Annotated in this window: 19 protein-coding genes; 17 read left to right on the top strand and 2 right to left on the bottom strand. The window is 75.0% G+C overall.

What is annotated here, in order from left to right; all coding sequences use genetic code 11:
- Window positions 1-4: 4 nt before the first annotated feature.
- From PH191_RS29620 to PH191_RS29640, 5 genes are all read left to right on the top strand, one after another.
- A complete protein-coding gene (locus PH191_RS29620; RefSeq protein ID WP_274198222.1) occupies window positions 5-655 on the top strand; it encodes a TetR/AcrR family transcriptional regulator in 651 nt (216 codons plus the stop codon).
- Between the two features lie 300 nt (window positions 656-955).
- Window positions 956-1,552 carry a translation initiation factor IF-3 gene (gene infC / locus PH191_RS29625; protein WP_274198223.1) on the top strand — a complete coding sequence of 199 codons (597 nt, stop codon included), beginning with the start codon at window positions 956-958 and terminating at the stop codon, window positions 1,550-1,552.
- A gap of 179 nt (window positions 1,553-1,731) precedes the next feature.
- Window positions 1,732-1,929 (top strand): 50S ribosomal protein L35, encoded by a 198-nt coding sequence (rpmI, locus tag PH191_RS29630; RefSeq protein WP_274190115.1) that lies wholly within the window; start codon window positions 1,732-1,734, stop codon window positions 1,927-1,929.
- Window positions 1,930-2,021: 92 nt separating this feature from the next.
- Window positions 2,022-2,411 carry a 50S ribosomal protein L20 gene (rplT, locus tag PH191_RS29635; RefSeq protein ID WP_274198224.1) on the top strand — a complete coding sequence of 130 codons (390 nt, stop codon included), beginning with the start codon at window positions 2,022-2,024 and terminating at the stop codon, window positions 2,409-2,411.
- Window positions 2,408-3,235, top strand: coding sequence for a TrmH family RNA methyltransferase (locus PH191_RS29640; protein ID WP_274198249.1), 828 nt, complete (start codon window positions 2,408-2,410; stop codon window positions 3,233-3,235). The genes rplT and PH191_RS29640 overlap by 4 nt, the downstream gene beginning before the upstream one ends.
- Window positions 3,236-3,248: 13 nt before the next feature.
- On the opposite strand, the gene PH191_RS29645 is transcribed toward PH191_RS29640, so the two are convergent.
- A complete protein-coding gene (locus PH191_RS29645) occupies window positions 3,249-3,791 on the bottom strand; it encodes an NADPH-dependent F420 reductase (protein ID WP_274198225.1) in 543 nt (180 codons plus the stop codon).
- A gap of 94 nt (window positions 3,792-3,885) precedes the next feature.
- Between PH191_RS29645 and PH191_RS29650 the strand changes: the two genes are divergently transcribed.
- The 5 genes from PH191_RS29650 (at window position 3,886) to PH191_RS29670 (ending at window position 9,598) form a co-directional block, all read left to right on the top strand.
- Window positions 3,886-4,377 (top strand): MarR family winged helix-turn-helix transcriptional regulator, encoded by a 492-nt coding sequence (locus PH191_RS29650; RefSeq protein ID WP_274198226.1) that lies wholly within the window; start codon window positions 3,886-3,888, stop codon window positions 4,375-4,377.
- An 85-nt stretch (window positions 4,378-4,462) separates the two neighbouring features.
- Window positions 4,463-5,530, top strand: coding sequence for a phenylalanine--tRNA ligase subunit alpha (pheS, locus tag PH191_RS29655; RefSeq protein ID WP_274198227.1), 1,068 nt, complete (start codon window positions 4,463-4,465; stop codon window positions 5,528-5,530).
- Window positions 5,531-5,593: 63 nt separating this feature from the next.
- Window positions 5,594-8,137: a phenylalanine--tRNA ligase subunit beta gene (gene pheT, locus PH191_RS29660; RefSeq protein WP_274198228.1), complete on the top strand. Its 2,544-nt coding sequence runs from the start codon at window positions 5,594-5,596 to the stop codon at window positions 8,135-8,137.
- A 29-nt stretch (window positions 8,138-8,166) separates the two neighbouring features.
- Entirely contained in the window at window positions 8,167-8,736 is a 570-nt protein-coding gene (locus PH191_RS29665; RefSeq protein ID WP_274198229.1) for a TetR/AcrR family transcriptional regulator, read from the top strand.
- Window positions 8,737-8,905: 169 nt separating this feature from the next.
- The gene (locus tag PH191_RS29670) at window positions 8,906-9,598 is read left to right on the top strand and encodes a hypothetical protein (protein WP_274198230.1); all 693 of its coding nucleotides are present in this window, start codon (window positions 8,906-8,908) and stop codon (window positions 9,596-9,598) included.
- Here PH191_RS29670 and PH191_RS29675 read toward each other — a convergent pair.
- Window positions 9,558-10,112: a TetR/AcrR family transcriptional regulator gene (locus PH191_RS29675; RefSeq protein ID WP_274198231.1), complete on the bottom strand. Its 555-nt coding sequence runs from the start codon at window positions 10,110-10,112 to the stop codon at window positions 9,558-9,560. The genes PH191_RS29670 and PH191_RS29675 overlap by 41 nt on opposite strands.
- Window positions 10,113-10,172: 60 nt before the next feature.
- Here PH191_RS29675 and PH191_RS29680 point away from each other — a divergent pair, with 60 nt between their 5' ends.
- The 7 genes from PH191_RS29680 (at window position 10,173) to argB (ending at window position 18,234) form a co-directional block, all read left to right on the top strand.
- A complete protein-coding gene (locus tag PH191_RS29680) occupies window positions 10,173-10,982 on the top strand; it encodes an alpha/beta hydrolase family protein (RefSeq protein ID WP_274198232.1) in 810 nt (269 codons plus the stop codon).
- Window positions 10,979-12,055: a winged helix DNA-binding domain-containing protein gene (locus tag PH191_RS29685; protein WP_274198233.1), complete on the top strand. Its 1,077-nt coding sequence runs from the start codon at window positions 10,979-10,981 to the stop codon at window positions 12,053-12,055. Before PH191_RS29680 ends, PH191_RS29685 begins: the two co-directional genes overlap by 4 nt.
- A gap of 231 nt (window positions 12,056-12,286) precedes the next feature.
- A complete protein-coding gene (locus tag PH191_RS29690; protein ID WP_274198234.1) occupies window positions 12,287-14,422 on the top strand; it encodes an FAD-dependent oxidoreductase in 2,136 nt (711 codons plus the stop codon).
- 102 nt (window positions 14,423-14,524) lie between these two features.
- Window positions 14,525-15,043: a hypothetical protein gene (locus tag PH191_RS29695; RefSeq protein ID WP_274198235.1), complete on the top strand. Its 519-nt coding sequence runs from the start codon at window positions 14,525-14,527 to the stop codon at window positions 15,041-15,043.
- 38 nt (window positions 15,044-15,081) lie between these two features.
- Window positions 15,082-16,113 (top strand): N-acetyl-gamma-glutamyl-phosphate reductase, encoded by a 1,032-nt coding sequence (argC, locus tag PH191_RS29700; protein WP_274198236.1) that lies wholly within the window; start codon window positions 15,082-15,084, stop codon window positions 16,111-16,113.
- Entirely contained in the window at window positions 16,110-17,270 is a 1,161-nt protein-coding gene (argJ, locus tag PH191_RS29705; protein WP_274198237.1) for a bifunctional glutamate N-acetyltransferase/amino-acid acetyltransferase ArgJ, read from the top strand. The genes argC and argJ overlap by 4 nt, the downstream gene beginning before the upstream one ends.
- 13 nt (window positions 17,271-17,283) lie before the next feature.
- The gene (argB, locus tag PH191_RS29710; RefSeq protein ID WP_274198238.1) at window positions 17,284-18,234 is read left to right on the top strand and encodes an acetylglutamate kinase; all 951 of its coding nucleotides are present in this window, start codon (window positions 17,284-17,286) and stop codon (window positions 18,232-18,234) included.

Raw genomic sequence — 18,234 nt, forward strand, 5'->3', positions numbered from 1 at the left:
CCGAATGGCCGGTGACGTCAAGGGGGCGCGGCGCCCGTACCGCTCACCGGTGCGCGCCGAGCAGGTGGAGGCCACACGACGGCGCGCCGTCGAGGCCGCCACGCGCCTGTTCGTGCAGCACGGGTACGCGCGCACGACGGTCACGGCCATCGCCGAGGAGGCCGGGGTCTCGCCGGAGACGATCTACACCTCGCTGCGCGGCAAGCGGGGCCTGCTCGAGGGCGTCATCGAGGCGGCGATCACGGGGCCGGACGGCGCGGTGATGCTGCACCAGCAGTGGGTCCACGAGGTCCGGGAGCTGCCCACGGCCGCCGAGCGGCTCCGGGGCTGGGTCGCGGCGAGCTGCCGCACCCTGGAGCGGACCAGTCCGGTGCACGCGGTGATCCGGGGCGCGGCGGATCGCGAGGAGTTCGCGGTCGACCTGCGCCGACGGCTCCTGGACCGACGGGTGGACGAGATCGTCCGCCTGGCCTCGGACCTGCTCGACGGGGCGCTCCCGGCCGGGATGACCGCACAGGAGGCGGGGGAGCGCTACGCGGCGCTGGCCAGCCCGGAGATGCACCACCTGCTCGTGGTGGAGATGGGCTGGTCCCCGGAGCGTCACCGGGAGTGGCTGACCGAGTCGGCCCTCGCCCAGCTCCTGGGCCCGGCGTGACGCCCCGCGAGGCCCGCTGACCCGCTGCCGGGGAACACTGCAGCGCAGTGGTACGTTGTGACCTGAGCGACCAGCTCGATGGGTGTTCTGCGTCCACCGAGCGGCAAGTGGAGCCCCGGCTCCCACCCGTCCGCCGCACAGGCGAGCGGGTTCCGGTCCGCCACCGTGGCACGTGGGTGTCGGGGTGGACGCGTCCCCGAGACGGGACGCGGGATCGGTCGACCGTGGGCCCTGCAGCCACCTGACGTGGCGCGGGGCCCGACGTTCATCGGGGCTCCTCGCGCCAGGGTCGCAGAGACAGTGTCACGGACCCGAGGAGAGCTCATCAGCACAGAGACCCGCATCAACGAGCGCATCCGCGTTCCCGAGGTGCGACTGGTCGGCCCCAACGGGGAGCAGGTCGGGATCGTCCGTATCGAGGACGCCCTGCGCCTGGCCCGCGAGGCCGACCTCGACCTGGTCGAGGTGGCCGCCCAGGCCCGCCCGCCGGTCTGCAAGCTCATGGACTACGGCAAGTTCAAGTACGAGAGCGCGCAGAAGGCTCGCGAGTCGCGGCGCAACCAGCAGCAGACGGTGATCAAGGAGCAGAAGCTCCGGCCGAAGATCGACCCGCACGACTACGAGACGAAGAAGGGTCATGTGACCCGCTTCCTCGGGCAGGGTCACAAGGTCAAGGTCACCATCATGTTCCGTGGCCGCGAGCAGTCGCGCCCGGAGCTGGGTTTCCGTCTCCTCCAGCGTCTCGCCGAGGACGTCGGCGAGCTCGGCTACGTCGAGGCGACGCCGAAGCAGGACGGTCGCAACATGACCATGGTGCTCGCGCCGAACAAGAAGCCGCAGAAGGCGCCGCGCGCGAACCAGGAAGCCAACCAGGACGCGCACGAGCCGGCGAGCTGAGCGGTCCGCACGACCGGCCGGACCCACCCCCGGGTGGGCGTCGGCCGGGATCCCGGGCGTCCGTACCGTCGTGAGAACCACGGTGCAGGCGTCGACCACCCCGGCAGGAGACGGAGCGCAGCGGAGCTCGACGATCGACTCCGGAGCATCCCGATCCGCACGAGGAGCAAGGACAGGACATGCCGAAGAACAAGACGCACAGCGGCACCAAGAAGCGCATCAAGGTGACCGGCACCGGCAAGCTGCTGCGCGAGCGGGCGGGCAAGCGCCACCTGCTGGAGAAGAAGTCCAGCCACAAGACCCGCCAGCTCTCCGGCAACGACGTGGTCGCGCCGCAGGACACCGGGCGCATCCGGCGCATGCTCGGCAACAGCTGAGCCTCACCGGTATCTGAGCCCCACCCCGGCCCCGGCCGACCCACCCCGGACGGATCACCTCCGCTCCCTGATCAGATCGAAGGCAGGACCACGTGGCACGCGTGAAGCGCGCGGTCAACGCGCAGAAGAAGCGTCGCACCACCCTGGAGATGGCCAGCGGCTACCGCGGTCAGCGCTCCCGGCTCTACCGCAAGGCCAAGGAGCAGACGCTCCACTCGCTGACGTACGCCTACCGCGACCGCAAGCAGCGCAAGGGCGACTTCCGGCAGCTGTGGATCACCCGCATCAACGCGGCGGCCCGCTCCAACGACATGACCTACAACCGGTTCATGCAGGGCCTCAAGCTCGCGGGCGTCGAGGTCGACCGCAAGAACCTCTCGGAGATCGCCATCTCCGACCCGGCCGCGTTCACCGCGCTGGTCGAGGTCGCCCGGGCGGCGGTCCCCGACGACAAGAACGCGAAGAACGAGGACGCCGCCTGAGCGAGCTCCTCACCGAACGCACGCCGCGCGTCGTAGCAGCCCGCAAGCTGCTGCGGCGCGCGGCGCGTTTCGAGGCCGGGCGTTTCCTGGTCGAGGGTCTGCGCCCCGTGCGGGACGCGCTGACCTGGGCCGAGGACGACCCGGGCGGTCATGAGAAGCGCCGCATGCACGACCTCTTCCTCACCGACGCGGTGGCCGACCGCCACCCGGAGCTGGGCGACCGGGCGGAGGCCGCCGGTGTGCGGGTCGCCCGTGTCACCGACAAGGCCGCGGCCGCCCTCTCCGAGACCGTCACGCCCCAGGGCGTCGCCGCGGTGTGCTCCACCGTCACGGTCGGCCTGGACGAGGCCCTCGCCGGCGACCCTCGCCTGGTCGCGGTGCTGGTCGGCGTGGCCGACCCCGGCAACGCCGGCACGGTCGTGCGCACCAGCGACGCCGCGGGCGCCGACGCCGTCGTGCTCGCGGGCGAGGCCGTCGACCCCCACAACGGCAAGTGCGTCCGGGCGAGCATGGGCAGCCTCTTCCACGTCCCCGTGGCGGTCCACCGCGACGTCGACGAGGTGCTCGACGCCCTGCGGGCCCGCGGCCTGACCGTGCTGGCCACCGCGGGCGACGGCGACACCGTGCTCGACGCGACCGCCGACGACCTGCTCGCCGGGCCCACGGCCTGGCTGTTCGGCAGCGAGGCCCACGGGCTCGACGACGCCGTCGCCCGCCGCGCGGACCGTCGCGTCCGCGTCCCGATCCACGGCCGGGCCGAGAGCCTCAACCTCGCCACCGCCGCCGCGGTCTGCCTCTACGCGTCGGCGCGCGTGCAGCACTGACGGGCGGGGCCGCTCAGAGCTCGCCGGGGGGCGCGAACCGGTAGAAGACCCCACCGGGCGGCGTGGCGGCGAGGAGCAGCCACACCGCGTGCTCGAAGGCGCGGGCCCGCGACAGGTCGCCGACGCGGACGGGGTCGTAGCCGGCGTCGCGGATCAGCGTCTCGGTGACCTCGACGGCGCCGTCGTCGGCGACGTACCAGTTGCTGGGGCGCACCCGCTGCTCGCGGACGCGGTCGAACAGGCTCGCGTAGTTCATGTTGAAGCTCTTGGCCACCGGCCCGCCGGTGGAGGCCTGCACCTCCTCGGCGTTCGACGGGACGTCGCCCGGCCGGTCGCCGAAGACGTTGGTCGCGTCGATGGCGATCTTCCCGGCGAGGCCGGTGACCTTCCCGAGCGCCGGCGTGACCTGATCGCCCGGCACGGCGACGAGGACGACGTCCGCGTCCGACGCGTCCCCGCCGTCCCGCCCGAGCTCCTCGACGTCGTGTCCCGCCGCGCGCCAGAGCCGGGCCAGCCCGCCACCGATGTTCCCCCGCCCGATCGTCACGATCCTCATGTTCGCTCTCCTCGCTGCCCAGCCGGTAGTTCACGTGTGAACGAAACGTACGTCCGGTTGGTTCACACGTCAACCAATCGCTAGGCTGCCGGTCGTGGACGAGGCGCGGTGGTTGGACGAGCGCGAGCAACGGGCCTGGCGCGCCCTGATGGTCATGCAGGACGGGCTCTCCGAGTTCCTCGACCGGCGGCTCCGCACGCGCTGCGGGCTCTCCGGGGCCGACTACGAGGTCCTGGCCCACCTGGCGGAGGCGCCGGAGGGGCGGCTGCGGCCCTTCGAGCTCGGCCGGCTGCTGCGCTGGGAGAAGAGCCGGCTGTCCCAGCACCTCGGTCGGATGGAGAAGCGTGAGCTGGTGACGCGCGAGCCGTGCGCCACCGACCAGCGCGGGGCCGTCGTCGCCCTCACCGATCGGGGCCGGGTCCTCATCGAGGCCGCGGCCCCGCAGCACGTCGGCGACGTCCGCGAGGTCCTCATGGACCACCTCTCGCCGGACGAGCTGGACACCCTGGCGACCATCGGCGACACCGTGCGCGCGAGGTTGGCGGCTCTCGGGCAGGGGTCGGGGCCGGCCGCCTCCGAGGGTTGATCCGGGAGGCGGTCGCGGAACGGGTTCGACCTGCTCCGATACCATCGTCGACGCACCCGAGAGCGGCAGGAGCGAGACCACCTCGATGTCCGGCACCAACGACCTCTACGACCCCAAGCAGGTCGCGGCGCTCGACCCCGAGACCCTCGACGCGGCACGGGCCGAGGCGAGCGCGGCCTTCGCCGGCGCGACGACGCTCGAGGCGTTGACGGCGCTCAAGCCCGCGCACCTCGGCGACCGCTCGCCGGTGCTCACCGCGCGCCGCGAGATCGGGGCGCTGCCCCCGCAGGCGCGCTCGGAGTCGGGCAAGCGCGTCAACGAGGTCCGGCAGGCGATCCAGACCGAGTACGACCAGCGCCACGCGGTGCTCTCCACCGAGCGCGACGAGCGGGTGCTGGCCGAGGAGGCCGTCGACGTCACCCTGCCCGGCGACCGGCACGCGCGCGGCAGCCGGCACCCGCTGACCCAGATCTCGGAGCGGGTCGCCGACATCTTCATCGGGATGGGCTACGAGGTGGCCGAGGGTCCCGAGGTCGAGTCGGAGTGGCTGAACTTCGACGCGCTGAACTTCCTGCCCGACCACCCGGCGCGCACGATGCAGGACACGTTCCACGTCGAGCCGCCCGAGGCCCGCCAGGTGCTGCGCACCCACACCTCGCCGGTGCAGATCCGCACGCTGCTCGCGCGCGACCTGCCGGTCTACGTGGTCTGCCCCGGCCGGACGTTCCGCACCGACGAGCTGGACGCCACCCACACCCCGGTGTTCCACCAGGTCGAGGGGCTGGCCGTCGACGAGGGCATCACGATGGCCCACCTCAAGGGCACGCTCGACGCGTTCGCCCAGGCGATGTTCGGCCCGGAGTCGGTGACGCGGCTGCGCCCGTCGTACTTCCCGTTCACCGAACCGTCGGCCGAGGTCGACGTCTGGTTCCCGGAGAAGCGCGGCGGTGCCGGCTGGGTCGAGTGGGGCGGCTGCGGCATGGTCGACCCGAACGTCCTGCGGGCCTGCGGCGTCGACGCGGAGAAGTACTCCGGCTTCGCGTTCGGCATGGGTCTCGAGCGCACCCTGCAGTTCCGCAACGGCCTGCCCGACATGCGGGACATGGTCGAGGGCGACGTGCGGTTCACCTCGGCCTTCGCGGTCGAACCGTGATCCTGGCTGAACCCTAGAACTGCTCCGCTCCGCCACCCCCACCCACGGAAGGTCCTGACCGAAGTGCGCGTCCCCGTCTCCTGGCTCCTCGAGCACGTCCAGCTGCCCCCGGACGGTGCTCCGCTGACGGCCGACGCCGTCGGCGAGGCGCTGATCCGGGTCGGGCTCGAGGTCGAGGACGTCCTCCCGATCCCCGCCACCACGGGCCCGCTGGTCGTCGGCCGCGTCGCGTCGATCGAGGAGCTCACGGAGTTCAAGAAGCCGATCCGCTACTGCCGGGTCGACGTCGGACCGGAGCACAACGACACCGAGGGCGACGGCGCGGGCACCCGCGGCATCGTCTGCGGGGCCACCAACTTCGTCGAGGGCGACCTCGTCGTGGCCGCTCTCCCCGGCGCCGTGCTGCCCGGCGACTTCGCGATCGCGGCCCGGAAGACCTACGGGCACGTCTCCGACGGCATGATCTGCGCGCTCGACGAGCTGGGCCTCGGCGATGACCACAGCGGCATCCTCGTGCTCCCGCCCGGCACCGCCGACCCCGGCGACGACGGCGCGACGCTGCTCGGCCTGGACGACGCGGTCCTCGACATCGCCGTGACGCCCGACCGCGGCTACGCGCTCTCGGTGCGCGGGGTCGCCCGGGAGCTCGCGTGCGCGCTCGACGCGCCCTACGGCGACCCGGCCCTCATGGGGTTCGAGCTGCCGACCCCCGACGGCGACGCGTGGCCCGTGCACCTGGACCCCGCGTCCGGCTGCCGGCGCTTCGTCGCCCGCCGGGTCACCGACCTCGACCCCACCGCCCCGTCGCCGTGGTGGCTGCGCCGTCGCCTCCTGCTGTGCGGGGTGCGCCCGATCTCGCTGGCCGTCGACGTCACCAACTACGTGATGCTCGAGCTCGGTCAGCCCATGCACGCCTACGACGCGACGAGGCTCAGCGGCGACATCGTGGTCCGCCGCGCCGGGGCCGATGAGAAGATCACCACCCTGGACGACGCCCAGCGCGCGCTCGACCCCGACGACGTCCTCGTCACCGACGACTCCGGGCCGATCGGGCTCGCCGGGATCATGGGCGGCGCCAGCACCGAGGTCGGGCCGGAGACCGCCGACGTCCTGCTCGAGGCCGCGACGTGGGACGCGCCGTCCGTGGCCCGCGCCGCGCGACGCCACCGCCTGCCCAGCGAGGCGGCCCGCCGCTTCGAGCGCGAGGTCGACCCCGCGGTCGCCCGGGCCGCCACCGATCGCGCCGCCTGGCTGCTCGCGAACTACGGCGGCGCCACGGTGTCGTCCGGCGTCACCGACGAGGGCCCCTTCTCCGACCCCGTGCCGGCCCCCGCCCCCGTGCTCATGGCCCTCGACCTGCCCGACCGCGTCGCCGGCACCCGCTACGAGCGCGGCGCGGTGGTGCGGCGGCTGAGCCAGATCGGCTGTGCGGTCGAGGTCGCGGGCGCCGATCCCGGGGGCAGCGGCGAGGCCGGCGTGCGCGCCACCCCGCCGACCTGGCGCCCCGACCTCACCCGCCCCGCCGACCTCGTCGAGGAGGTCCTGCGCCTCGAGGGCTACGCGGGCATCCCCTCGGAGCTGCCGGCCGCGCGCCCCGGCACCGGTCTCACGCTCGGGCAGCGCCGCCGTCGCCAGGTGTCGCGGGCGCTGGCCGACGCCGGGTACGACGAGGTGCTGCCGTCGCCGTTCGTCGCGCCGTCGGTGTTCGACGCGCTGGGTCTCGACGACGGCGACCCGCGCCGCCGCGCGCTGCGCCTGGCGAACCCGCTCGACGCCGACCGCGCCCTCATGGCCACGACGCTGCTGCCCGGGCTGCTCGACGCCGTGGTCCGCAACGTGTCGCGCGGCCTGCGGGACCTCGCGCTCTACCAGATCGGCCAGGTCGTGCGGCCCGGCGCCGACGGCCCGGCCGAGGCCCCGGTGCTGCCGGTGGACGCCCGGCCCGACGACGCGGCGTTCGCGACCGTGCTCGAGGGCCTGCCCGACCAGCCACTGCGGGTGGGTGCGGTGCTCGCGGGGGCGTGGGACCGGGCCGGCTGGTGGGGTCCCGGACGCCCCGCGGACTGGGCGGACGCGATCGAGGCGGCCCGCCTGGTCGGCCAGGTGTACGGCGCGGAGCTGACCGTGACCTCCGACCGGCACGCGCCCTGGCACCCCGGACGCTGCGCGGCGCTGCACCTGCCCGACGGCACCCTCGTGGGCCACGCGGGCGAGCTGCACCCGAAGGTGCTCGAGACCCTCGGGCTGCCCGCGCGCACCTGCGCGATGGAGCTCGAGCTCGACCGTCTCCCGCTCGTCGAGGCACGCCCGTCGCCGGCGGTGTCGCCGTTCCCGCCGGTGCTGCTCGACGTCGCGCTCGTGCTCGACGCGGCCGTCCCGTCCGACGCGGTGGTCACGGCCCTGCGCGACGGCGGCGGCGACCTCGTCGAGGACGTGCGGCTCTTCGACGTCTACACGGGCCCGCAGGTGGGCGAGGGGAACCGCTCGCTCGCCTTCGCCCTGCGCCTGCGCGCCCCGGACCGGACGCTGACCCTCGAGGAGGCGTCCGCCCGCCGCGACGCCGCCGTCGCAACCGCCGCCGAGCGCCACGGGGCGCGGCTGCGCTGACGCGTCCAGGCGCAGCGCACGAAGCAGCCATGGCGGCCACCGGGGGCGGCGACCACCGCGCGGAGATCGTGCGGGTGGCGACGGCCACGATCGCCCGCGACGGCCTCCCGGCGCTGCGCGTGCGGGCGGTGGCGCGCGAGGTCGGCGTCAGTCACGCGACCCTGCACTACTACTTCCCGACGAAGGCCGACCTCGTCGCCGCGGTGCTCCACGGCCTGATCTACGAGGGCATCGCCGTCCCGCTGGTCGAGCGCTCGACCGCGACGACGGCCCTCGACGAGCTGCGCGGGGTCCTGCACGGCGTGGTCGCGGGCTACGGCGACGACGCGCGCACGGCGGCCATGCTGGAGCTCCTGCGCCACGGCGACGCGGACGAGGTCGTCGCCTCCCTCGGGCGGTACATGGACCGGTGGCGGGGCTATCTCGTCGCGCTCGTGGCGCGGGGGCAGGCGGCGGGGGAGCTCCGCGCCGACCTCGATCCCGACGCCACTGCCGGCCTGCTCATGGAGTTCTGCCTCGGCGCCCAGACCCGCGCGCCCCTGCCGGACGGCCTCGCCGCCGCCGGCGTCGAGCAGCTGGTCTCCCTGCTCAGCGTCTGAACGGCAGCGTTCGGACGTCAGCGGCGTGGCGCCGCAGACGTCGGACGTCCCAATCAGGGGAGCACGCCGAGAGGACCACGCACTCGATCCGCGCCTGTCTACCACGTGGTTGACACCCGAGCGGACGCCGCGGCATTCTGTCTTCCAGTTGGTAGACAGGAGGACGGCGATGTCGGCTCGGACGTGGCGACAGCTGCTCGTGTGGCTGCACGTGGCGTCGTCGGTGAGCTGGATGAGTCAGGCCGCGGCGCTGGCCGTCCTGCTGTTCACGGCCATCGGGCCGGCGTCGGCGCCCGTCCGGGTCGGCGCGGCGACGTCGGCGAAGCTCCTGGACGCCACCCTGCTCGTGTACTCCGCGAACATCGCGACGGCGACGGGGCTGCTGCTGGCGGCCACGACGAGCTGGGGCTTCTGGCTGCACCGCTGGGTGGCGATCAAACTGGTGCTCACCACCGGGCAGCTCTACCTCGGCATCGGCATCCTGTCGCCGCGCATGGACGCGGCGGTCACCACCGTGACGAGCGGGGGTACCGCCGGCGTCGCCGGGCTCGGCGCTGCGGCCACGCTGATGGCGGGCGCCTTCGCCGTGCAGGTCTGGCTCTCGGTCGCGAAGCCGGGAGGGAGGACGCGTCGTGCCGCGACCGTCCGGCGCCCGGGTTCGGCGCCGGCGTGGCTGTTCGCCCTCGCGGTCCTCGCCCCGATCGCCGAGACGGTCCTGGGCGTCGCGGTCACCGGGCCCCTGCCGGTGCTGTCCCTGGTCGTGCTGACCGTCGCCGCCGTGCTCCGTGCCCGGGAGCGGACATCCGAGCCCCGGCCGGCCCTCACGAGCCCGAAGCGCCGACCAGCAGCCAGTCGAGCGTGACCTCGAGGTCGGCGCGGAGCTGGGCGGGGCTCAGGGTCGCGTCGTCGGCGGTCGCCAGGGCCGCGTAGCCGAGGGTGTGGACGATCAGCGCCCGCACCACGCGCCCGGCCGCGTCCTCGCCGACGCCGAGCCGCGCGAGCAGCACGGTCATCGCCTCGCCCAGCGCCCGCGCACGGGGGCCGCGCGCGCCCTGGCGCTCGAGGTAGGCCGGCACGAGGCCCGGGCGGGCGACGAGCAGGTCGAACGTCGCGAGCATGACGTCGCGGAGGCCGGTCGTCGGGTCCGCGTCGGCCGACGGGGGAGCGAGGGTGCCGAGCACGTCGTCGAGCAGGGCGTCGACGAGCGCGGTCTTGTCCGCGACGTGGCTGTAGAGCGCGTTGGGGGCGACGCCCAGCTGTGCGGCCACCGAGCGCATCGAGAGACCGGCCCGTCCGCGCTCGGCGAACACATCCCGCGCCGCGGCGAGCACGGCGTCGTACGTGAGTCCGGCACGCTGACCCGGGGTCCTGGGCATGGACGAACTGTACACCGTCCAGTACGCTGGACACCGTACAGTTCGACGGAGGGAAACGCCGTGATCACCAGCTCTGCCAAGGTCGGGACCGCCGCAGGTGTGCCGTTCGTCGTCGTGCCGCCGGAGAACGGGCCGCGTGCCGACGCGCCGGTGCTCGTCGGCTGGCACCTCATGGACGCGCCGCGCAGCGAGGCCGCGTTCGCCGCGGCGCTGCCGCTGGCCGGGCTCGACGCCTGGCGGGTCTACCTGGGCCTGCCGATGATGGGTGCCCGGCTGCCCGCGGGCGGGATGGACGAGCTCCTGGGCCGCGGGTACGAGGACGCGGTCATGCTCATGCACGGGCCGGTCAACGCCCAGGCGGCCGACGAGTTCGACGTGGCTCTGGAGGCGTTGCGCGCACGGTTCGGCGCCGCGGGGCCGCTCGGGCTCTTCGGCGGCTCGGCCGGCGCGGGCGTCGCGCTGGAGGTGGCGACACGGCGGGACGACGTGGCGGCGCTGGTGGCGCTGAGCCCCCTGGTCCAGCTGCGCCCGGTCGTCGCGATCCTCGGGGAGCTCTTCGGCGTGGACTACCGGTGGTCGTCCGAGTCCGACGCCGTCGCCGCGCGGATGGACTACGTCGCCCGGGCCGCCGAGCTGGGGGAGACGCCGGTGCGGCTGGTCGTGGGGTCCGAGGACGACGCGTCCGCCTTCCTCGGTCCCGCCCGGGACCTCGCGGCGGGCGCCGCCGGCCCCGCCGACGTCGTCGTGATCGAGGGCATGGGGCACGCGCTCGCCGAGGAGCCGGGACTCGAGCCGGCGCCGCAGACCGCGCACGCCGCGGAGGCCGACGCCGCCGCCGTCGCGTGGTTCCGGCAGCATCTCGGGGTGTGAGCACCCGGGGCGCCTCCGAGATCGGGCTGCTGCGGCTGGTCGCCCAACGCGTCGTCGGGACACAGGCGGACGACGTCGCCGACGTCGTCCGCCACCTCGGCGCCGTCCAGGCCCAGGACCTCCCGGGTGCGCTCCGGTCCGTGGCGCTCCGGACGGCGAGCCGGTCGCGGGCGGCGGTCGTCGCCGCCTGCGACGCCGGCGAGGTCGTCCGCAGCTGGCCGATGCGCGGGACGCTGCACCTCGTCCCGGCCGAGGACCTCGGCTGGATGCTCCCGCTCGGGACGCCGCGGGCCCGCGCCCAGGCCGCCCGGCGGCGCGTCGAGCTGGGCCTCACCGACGCCGACATCGACCGGGCCCGCGAGCTGGCCCTCCCCGCCGTGCCCGCCACCCGTGCCGAGCTCTTCGCCGTCTGGGAGGAGGCGGGGCTCGAGCCGGTGAAGGGCCGCGGCTACCACCTGCTGGCCGAGCTCGCCCAGACCGGCGTGCTGTGCTTCGGCCCGATGCGTGACGGCCCAGTCCGTGACGGCCCGGTGCGTGACGGCACCGAGCCCGTGATCGTCGACGTCGCGCGCTGGATCCCGGCGCCCCGCACGCTCGAGCGCGACGAGGCGCTGGGGGAGTGGGCGCGCCGCTACTTCCGCTCGCACGGGCCCGTCCCCGCCGCCGAGTTCGCGCTCTGGACCAGCCTGCCCGCGGCCGACGCCCGCACCGGCGTCGCGCTCGCGCGCCCCGACCTCGCCACGATGGACGTCGACGGCGTCGAGTACCTGCTGGACCCCGCCGTGCCCGACCTCCTCGCCGCGCACCGCCGCCAGGCCGTCGGGGTGCACCTGCTGCCGGGCTTCGATGAGTTCGTGCTGGGCTACCGGGGTCGCGACGACGTCCTCGACGCCGCCGAGCGCGACCGCATCGTCCCGGGCGGCAACGGGGTGTTCCGCTCCACCGTCGTCCACCGGGGCCGGATCGTCGGGACGTGGGCGGAGCCCCGGGGGCGGCTGGAGGTCACGCGGTTCCGGGAGACGTCGACGCCGTCCGACACCGCCGTCGCGCGCACGCACGCTCGGCTCCCGTGAGGACCGCTCGTCGCCGTTCCTGAGAGCCATGAGGGCCTCTGCTCCCCCGATCGGAGGATCACCCGACCGGTGACCGCGCGGCACGGGTGGATGGACGGCTCGCGGCGCGTTGCGTTCTCAGGTGGCGCCCCGGACATGATCGAGCTTCGTAGCGTGACCGAGTCGTGACCCCGGGGGCTCCCCCATCGCCCGGGCCGACCGCCTCGACCCCGATCGCGAGGAGATCCACGCATGTCCAGCGCGCCCGACGAGCCGCACCAGCTCGACCCGTCCCCGGACACGGGCGGCCGGTGGGCCACCGCGGACTCCGTGGTCGGGCGCGGGTCGCTGCTCGTCATCGGGCCGGTGGTCGTGGCGCTGCTGTGGGCGTTCGGCGCGCTGCCGGCGTGGGGCGCGGCCGCGCTCGGCGGCTTCCTCTGCGTCGTCGCGGTGGTCTTCCTCGTCCGGCTGCGCGGCGCGCGCACCGGCGACGGCGCCGAGGGGGCGCGCGTGGTCGTCGTCGGGGGCGGCTACGCGGGACTCGTGGCGGCGCGGGCGCTGCAGGCGCGGCTCCCCGGCGGCACGCGGGGCGGGCGCCACCTCGGCGCGGGCGACGCGGGCTCCGGCATCGCCGGCATCACGGTGATCGACCCGCAGGCGCACATGACCTACCAGCCGTTCCTGCCCGAGGCGGCGGCCGGCGCGATCGAGCCGCGCCACCTCACGGTGCCCCTGCGCCGGGTCCTGCGACGCTGCGACGTGATCACCGGGTCGGTCGCCGCGGTCGACGACTCCAGCCGCCGCGTGGTCGTCAGCCTGCCCGACGGCGGCACCCGCGAGCTCACCTACGACGTGCTCGTGGTCTCGCCCGGCACGGCCCCGCGCCGCCTGCCGATCCCCGGTCTCGACGACCGCGCGCTCCCGTTCCGTTCGGTGACCGACGCCCTCGCCCTGCGCGAGCACGTGCTGTCCCGCCTGGACGCCGCCGCCTCGACGACCGACCTCGCCGAGCGCCGGCGCCTGCTCACCTTCACGGTCATCGGCGGCGGCTTCGCCGGCCTCGAGGTGCTCGGCGAGCTCGAGGACATGACGCGGCGCGCCGCCCGTCACCAGCCCGCCTACATCGGCGAGGAGGTCCGCTGGGTGGTGCTCGAGGCGGCCGGGCGGATCATGCCCGAGGTCAGCCCGGCGCTCGCCGCCCGCGTGCACGCCCAGCTGCTGCGCCGCGGCATCGAGGTGCGGGTCGGCGCCAAGATCAGTTCCGTCGAGGGCGGGCAGGTCGTGCTCGCCGGCGGGACGACCTTCGCCACCGACACGATCGTCGTCGCGGCCGGCTCCGTGCCCAACCCGCTGCTCGAGCGCACCGACCTGCCCCTCGACGCGCGGGGCCGCGTGCGCTGCGCGACGACGCTGCAGGTGCGCGACCGCGCCCACGTGTTCACCGCCGGCGACTGTGCCGCGGTGCCGGACGTGACCGTCCCGACCACCCGCACCGGCGAACCGGCCACCACTGCCCCGACCGCCCAGCACGCCGTCCGCCAGGCCCGGCTGCTCGCGCGCAACGTCGACGCGTTCCTCTCCGGGCGCCTGCTGCGCGGCTACCGCCACAAGAACGCCGGCGCGGTCGCCGGGCTGGGGCGCCGCCGCGGCGCCGCGCAGATCGGGCCGCTGCGCATGACCGGGTGGCCCGCGTTCGTGCTCCACCGCGCCTACCACCTGTGGGCGATGCCCACCGCCGACCGCACCGTGCGCATCGCCCTGGACTGGCTCGTGTCCGGCCTGCTCGGCCGGGACCTCGTCGCCGTCGGCCGCCGCGACGCCGCCCCCGTGCCCGACGCCGACGCACCGCCGACGGTGGCCCCGCGCGTCGAGGAGGACGCGACCGGCGAGACCGGCGAGCTGCCCGTCCTCCCGGTCACCGGCGGCATCCCGACGTGGGGCGCCGACCCGTCCGCGACCGGGTCGCGCCCCGTCGTCCGCCGGGCCCCGGTCGACCCGGCCGCCGAGCCGCTCCGGAGCGCCACCGACTCCCAGGGCATCCCGGCCCTGCAGATGGCCGTGATGCAGTCGGGCGACGTCCCCGCCGTGCCGGACGCCGCGAAGGACGCCGCGCAGGAGCCGCACCCGTCGCTGCCGTTCGCCGAGCAGCACACGGTCGAGGGCGGCCCCGCCGACCGCTACCCGCTGCCCGCGTTCCGCGAGCCCAGCCCGTCGCTGTCGTTCGGGGAGCCGGTGGGCGACCCGAGCCCGTCCGGGTCGTTCCGCGAGCCGCACCCGTCGTTCCCGACGGACGCCCGCGACGAGTCGACGGGCGGCCCCCGCGCGCCGTACCCGTCGACGAGCAGGCCCCGCCACTCCCTGAGCGCCGACCACAGCCGCCGCAACTGAGACCGTCACCGGCTGGTATCGCTCGCTCAGCGAGCGACACCAGCCAGTGACCGCGGGAGAAATCGCCTGCGCGCCGCCACCGGTCGGTGGTGGCATGGCGCAGTGGACGTCGCGTTCTCGAAGCGCCCCGACGGCGGGTCGCTCGCGCTCATCGACCGGGAGGACGGGGTGCGGCTGCGGCTGCGCTCCTACGACCGCACGGGGGAGGTCCCGCACGACGCGGTCCACCTCATCGGCGAGCGCGCGCTGGGCCTGACCCGCGGGCTCTGGGGCTCCCTGCAGGCGGGCGCGCTGTTCGACAGCGTCGAGGTCGTGTCCGGCCGCCTGCGCCACGACCGCCGGCAGCGCTCCGACGCCGTCCGGCGGGAGAACGCGGCGGAGCTGCGGCTCGCCGAGACCGTCGTCGGCGTCCTCCAGCAGAGCCTCGACGGCGACGGTCCGTCGGCGAAGGCGGCGCTGGACCGGGCGTGGGGGATCACCGAGGCCGGCCCGAGCCCGTTCACGGCGGCGCAGGCCTCGGTCGCGGTCCAGGAGCTGCGCACGCTGCGGGAACGCTGGCGCGATCTCGCCCCGGACGAGACGATCACGTTCACCTGGCGGGCCGGGCGGCGCCGTCGCTGACCCCCTCGTTGCATGGATTTCCGTGAGCATGCATAGTGATGCGTATGCGCGTCGCCGTGGCCGGAGCCAGTGGGTACGTTGGGGGTGAGGTGCTGCGGCTCGCCCTGGGCCACCCCGAGGTCGAGATCGGGGCGGTGACGGCGGGGGAGTCCGCGGGCACCGCGCTCGGCGGCCACCAGCCCCACCTGCCCACCCTCGCCGACCGGACGATCGCGGAGTCCACGTCCGAGCAGCTCGCCGGGCACGACGTCGTCTTCCTCGCCCTGCCGCACGGGCGTTCTGCTGAGCTCGCTGCGCAGCTGCCGGACGATGTGCTCGTCGTCGACTGCGGCGCCGACCACCGGCTGACCGACCCGGCGGCCTGGCAGCGCTGGTACGGCGGCGAGCACGCCGGCGCCTGGCCCTACGGCCTGCCCGAGCTGCCCGGTGCGCGCGAGGCGCTGCGTGGCAGCCGCCGCATCGCCGTCCCCGGCTGCTACCCGACGGCGAGCACCCTGGCGTCCTTCCCCGCCGTGGCGGCCGGGCTCGTGCGCCCGGACATCAGCATCGTCGCCTTCTCCGGCACCTCGGGCGCGGGACGGGCCGCCAAGGCGCACCTGCTCGGCTCCGAGGTCATGGGCTCGGCCACCGCGTACGGCGTCGGCGGCGGGCACCGGCACACCCCGGAGATCGTCCAGAACCTCGCGACGGTCAGCCCGGAGCCGGTGCGGGTGTCGTTCACCCCCGTCCTCGCCCCGATGCCGCGCGGCATCCTCGCCGTCGCGAGCGCCCCGCTGGCCGACGACGCCGTCACCGAGGACCAGGCCCGCGAGGTCTACGCCAAGGCCTACGCCGCCGAACCGTTCGTGCACCTGCTGCCGGCCGGCGTCCAGCCCGCGACCAAGTCGGTGGTCGGGTCGAACGCCGTGCAGATCCAGGTCGCCGTCGACCCCGACGCCGGGCGCCTCGTCGTCACCGCCGTCATCGACAACCTCACCAAGGGCACCGCCGGCGGCGCGTTCCAGTCGGTCAACCTCGCCCTGGGGCTCGACGAGACCCTCGGGCTCGCGACGACAGGAGTGAGCCCGTGAGCGTCACCGCCGCCCGGGGATTCCGGGCCGCCGGCGTCCGCGCCGGCCTGCGGGCGCACGGTGAGCGCCCCGACCTCGCGCTGGTGGTCAACGACGGTCCGACGCAGGTCGCCGCCGGGGTCTTCACCCGCAACCAGGTCAAGGCCGCCCCCGTGCTGTGGTCGCAGCAGGTGCTCGTCGAGCACGACCTGCGCGCCGTCGTCCTCAACGCCGGCGGGGCCAACGCCTGCACCGGGCCCGACGGGTTCGGCGACACCCACCGCACCGCCGAGAAGGTCGCCGACGTCCTGCGCTGCGGGGCCATCGAGGTCGCCGTCTGCTCGACCGGCCTCATCGGCGAGCGCCTGCCGCTGTCGAAGCTCCTCGCCGGGGTCGACGCCGCCGCGGCGGAGCTCGCCGACGGCGAGGAGGCCGGCACCGCCGCCGCCACCGCCGTGCTCACCACCGACACCGTCGACAAGCAGGCCGCCCGCACCCGCCACGGATGGACGGTCGGCGGCTTCGCCAAGGGCGCCGGGATGATGGCGCCGAGCCTCGCGACGATGCTCGTCGTCGTCACCACCGACGCCGTCGTGGACGCCGCCACCGCCGACGCCGCCCTGCGCGCCGCGACGTCGACGACGTTCGACCGCCTCGACATCGACGGCGCCACCAGCACCAACGACACCGTCCTGCTGCTCGCCTCCGGGGCCTCCGGGATCGAGGCCGACGCCGCCGCCTTCACCGAGGTGCTCACCGAGGTCTGCGACGAGCTCGCGAAGGGGCTGCAGGCCGACGCCGAGGGCGTCACCAAGCGGATCGCCGTCACCGTGACCGGCGCCCGCGACGACCGCGACGCCCTGCTCGGCGCCCGCACGATCGCCCGCGACAGCCTCGTGAAGACCGCGCTCTTCGGCTCCGACCCCAACTGGGGCCGGATCGCCGCCGCGGTCGGGGCGAGCGAGGCGTACGTCGACCCGCAGAGCCTGAGCGTCACCGTGAACGGCGTGCTGCTCTGCGAGGCCGCTGCGGCCGTCGGCGACCGTTCGAAGGCCGACCTCTCCGGCCCGGAGGTCACCGTCGACGTCGACCTCGGGCTGGGCGACGGGCGGGCCACCGTGCTCACCACGGACCTGTCGCACGCGTACGTCGAGGAGAACAGCGCGTATTCATCATGATTCTGGCTTCGACATGACCGACATCGACACCGACCAGACGCTCACGTCCATCCCCGTCCCCGCCGACGTCCCCGACCGTCTCCACTCGGCTGCCGCCAAGGCCGGCGTGCTGGCCGAGGCGCTGCCGTGGCTGCAGCGCTTCCAGGGCGCGGTGGTCGTCGTCAAGTACGGCGGCAACGCCATGACCGACGACGCGCTGCGCCGGGCGTTCGCCGAGGACATGGTCTTCCTGCGCCTCGCCGGCATCCGCCCCGTGGTCGTCCACGGTGGCGGGCCGCAGATCACGAGCATGCTCGGGCGGCTCGGCATGGAGGGCGAGTTCCGCGGCGGCCTGCGCGTCACCACGCCCGAGACCATGGACGTGGTGCGGATGGTGCTCGTCGGCCAGGTCGGCCGCGAGCTCGTCGGGCTCATCAACGCCCACGGCCCCTATGCCGTCGGGCTCTCGGGCGAGGACGCGCGCCTGTTCACCGCGGCCCGGCGCACCGCGACCGTCGACGGCGAGGCGGTCGACGTCGGGCTGGTGGGCGACGTCGTCGACGTCAACCCGGCGGCGGTGCTCGACCTCGTGGCGGGCGGGCGCATCCCGGTGGTCTCGACGGTCGCGCCGGACGTCGACGGCGTCGTGCACAACGTCAACGCCGACACCGCCGCGGCCGCGCTGGCCGAGGCCCTCGGCGCCCGCAAGCTCGTCGTCCTCACCGACGTCGAGGGGCTCTACACCGACTGGCCGGACCGCTCGAGCCTGCGCTCGCAGATCGACGACACCGAGCTCGCCACGCTCCTGCCGAGCCTGGCCAGCGGGATGATCCCGAAGATGGAGGCCTGCCTGCGGGCCGTGCGCGGCGGTGTCCCGCGCGCCCACGTCATCGACGGCCGGGTCGCGCACTCGGTGCTGCTCGAGGTGTTCACCAGCGCAGGGGTCGGGACGATGGTCGTCCCGACGGACGGGAAGGAGGCCTGA

The sequence above is a fragment of the Actinomycetospora callitridis genome, assembly GCF_028737265.1.
Lineage (GTDB): Bacteria > Actinomycetota > Actinomycetes > Mycobacteriales > Pseudonocardiaceae > Actinomycetospora > Actinomycetospora callitridis.

Coding starts and splice junctions, on each gene's coding strand:
- PH191_RS29620 (WP_274198222.1), top strand. CDS start 5: ATGGCCGGTGACGTCAAGGGGGCGCGGCGCCCGTACCGCTCACCGGTG.
- rpmI (WP_274190115.1), top strand. CDS start 1,732: ATGCCGAAGAACAAGACGCACAGCGGCACCAAGAAGCGCATCAAGGTG.
- PH191_RS29645 (WP_274198225.1), bottom strand. CDS start 3,791: ATGAGGATCGTGACGATCGGGCGGGGGAACATCGGTGGCGGGCTGGCC.
- pheS (WP_274198227.1), top strand. CDS start 4,463: ATGTCCGGCACCAACGACCTCTACGACCCCAAGCAGGTCGCGGCGCTC.
- PH191_RS29665 (WP_274198229.1), top strand. CDS start 8,167: ATGGCGGCCACCGGGGGCGGCGACCACCGCGCGGAGATCGTGCGGGTG.
- PH191_RS29670 (WP_274198230.1), top strand. CDS start 8,906: ATGTCGGCTCGGACGTGGCGACAGCTGCTCGTGTGGCTGCACGTGGCG.
- PH191_RS29675 (WP_274198231.1), bottom strand. CDS start 10,112: ATGCCCAGGACCCCGGGTCAGCGTGCCGGACTCACGTACGACGCCGTG.
- PH191_RS29690 (WP_274198234.1), top strand. CDS start 12,287: ATGTCCAGCGCGCCCGACGAGCCGCACCAGCTCGACCCGTCCCCGGAC.
- argC (WP_274198236.1), top strand. CDS start 15,082: ATGCGTATGCGCGTCGCCGTGGCCGGAGCCAGTGGGTACGTTGGGGGT.
- argB (WP_274198238.1), top strand. CDS start 17,284: ATGACCGACATCGACACCGACCAGACGCTCACGTCCATCCCCGTCCCC.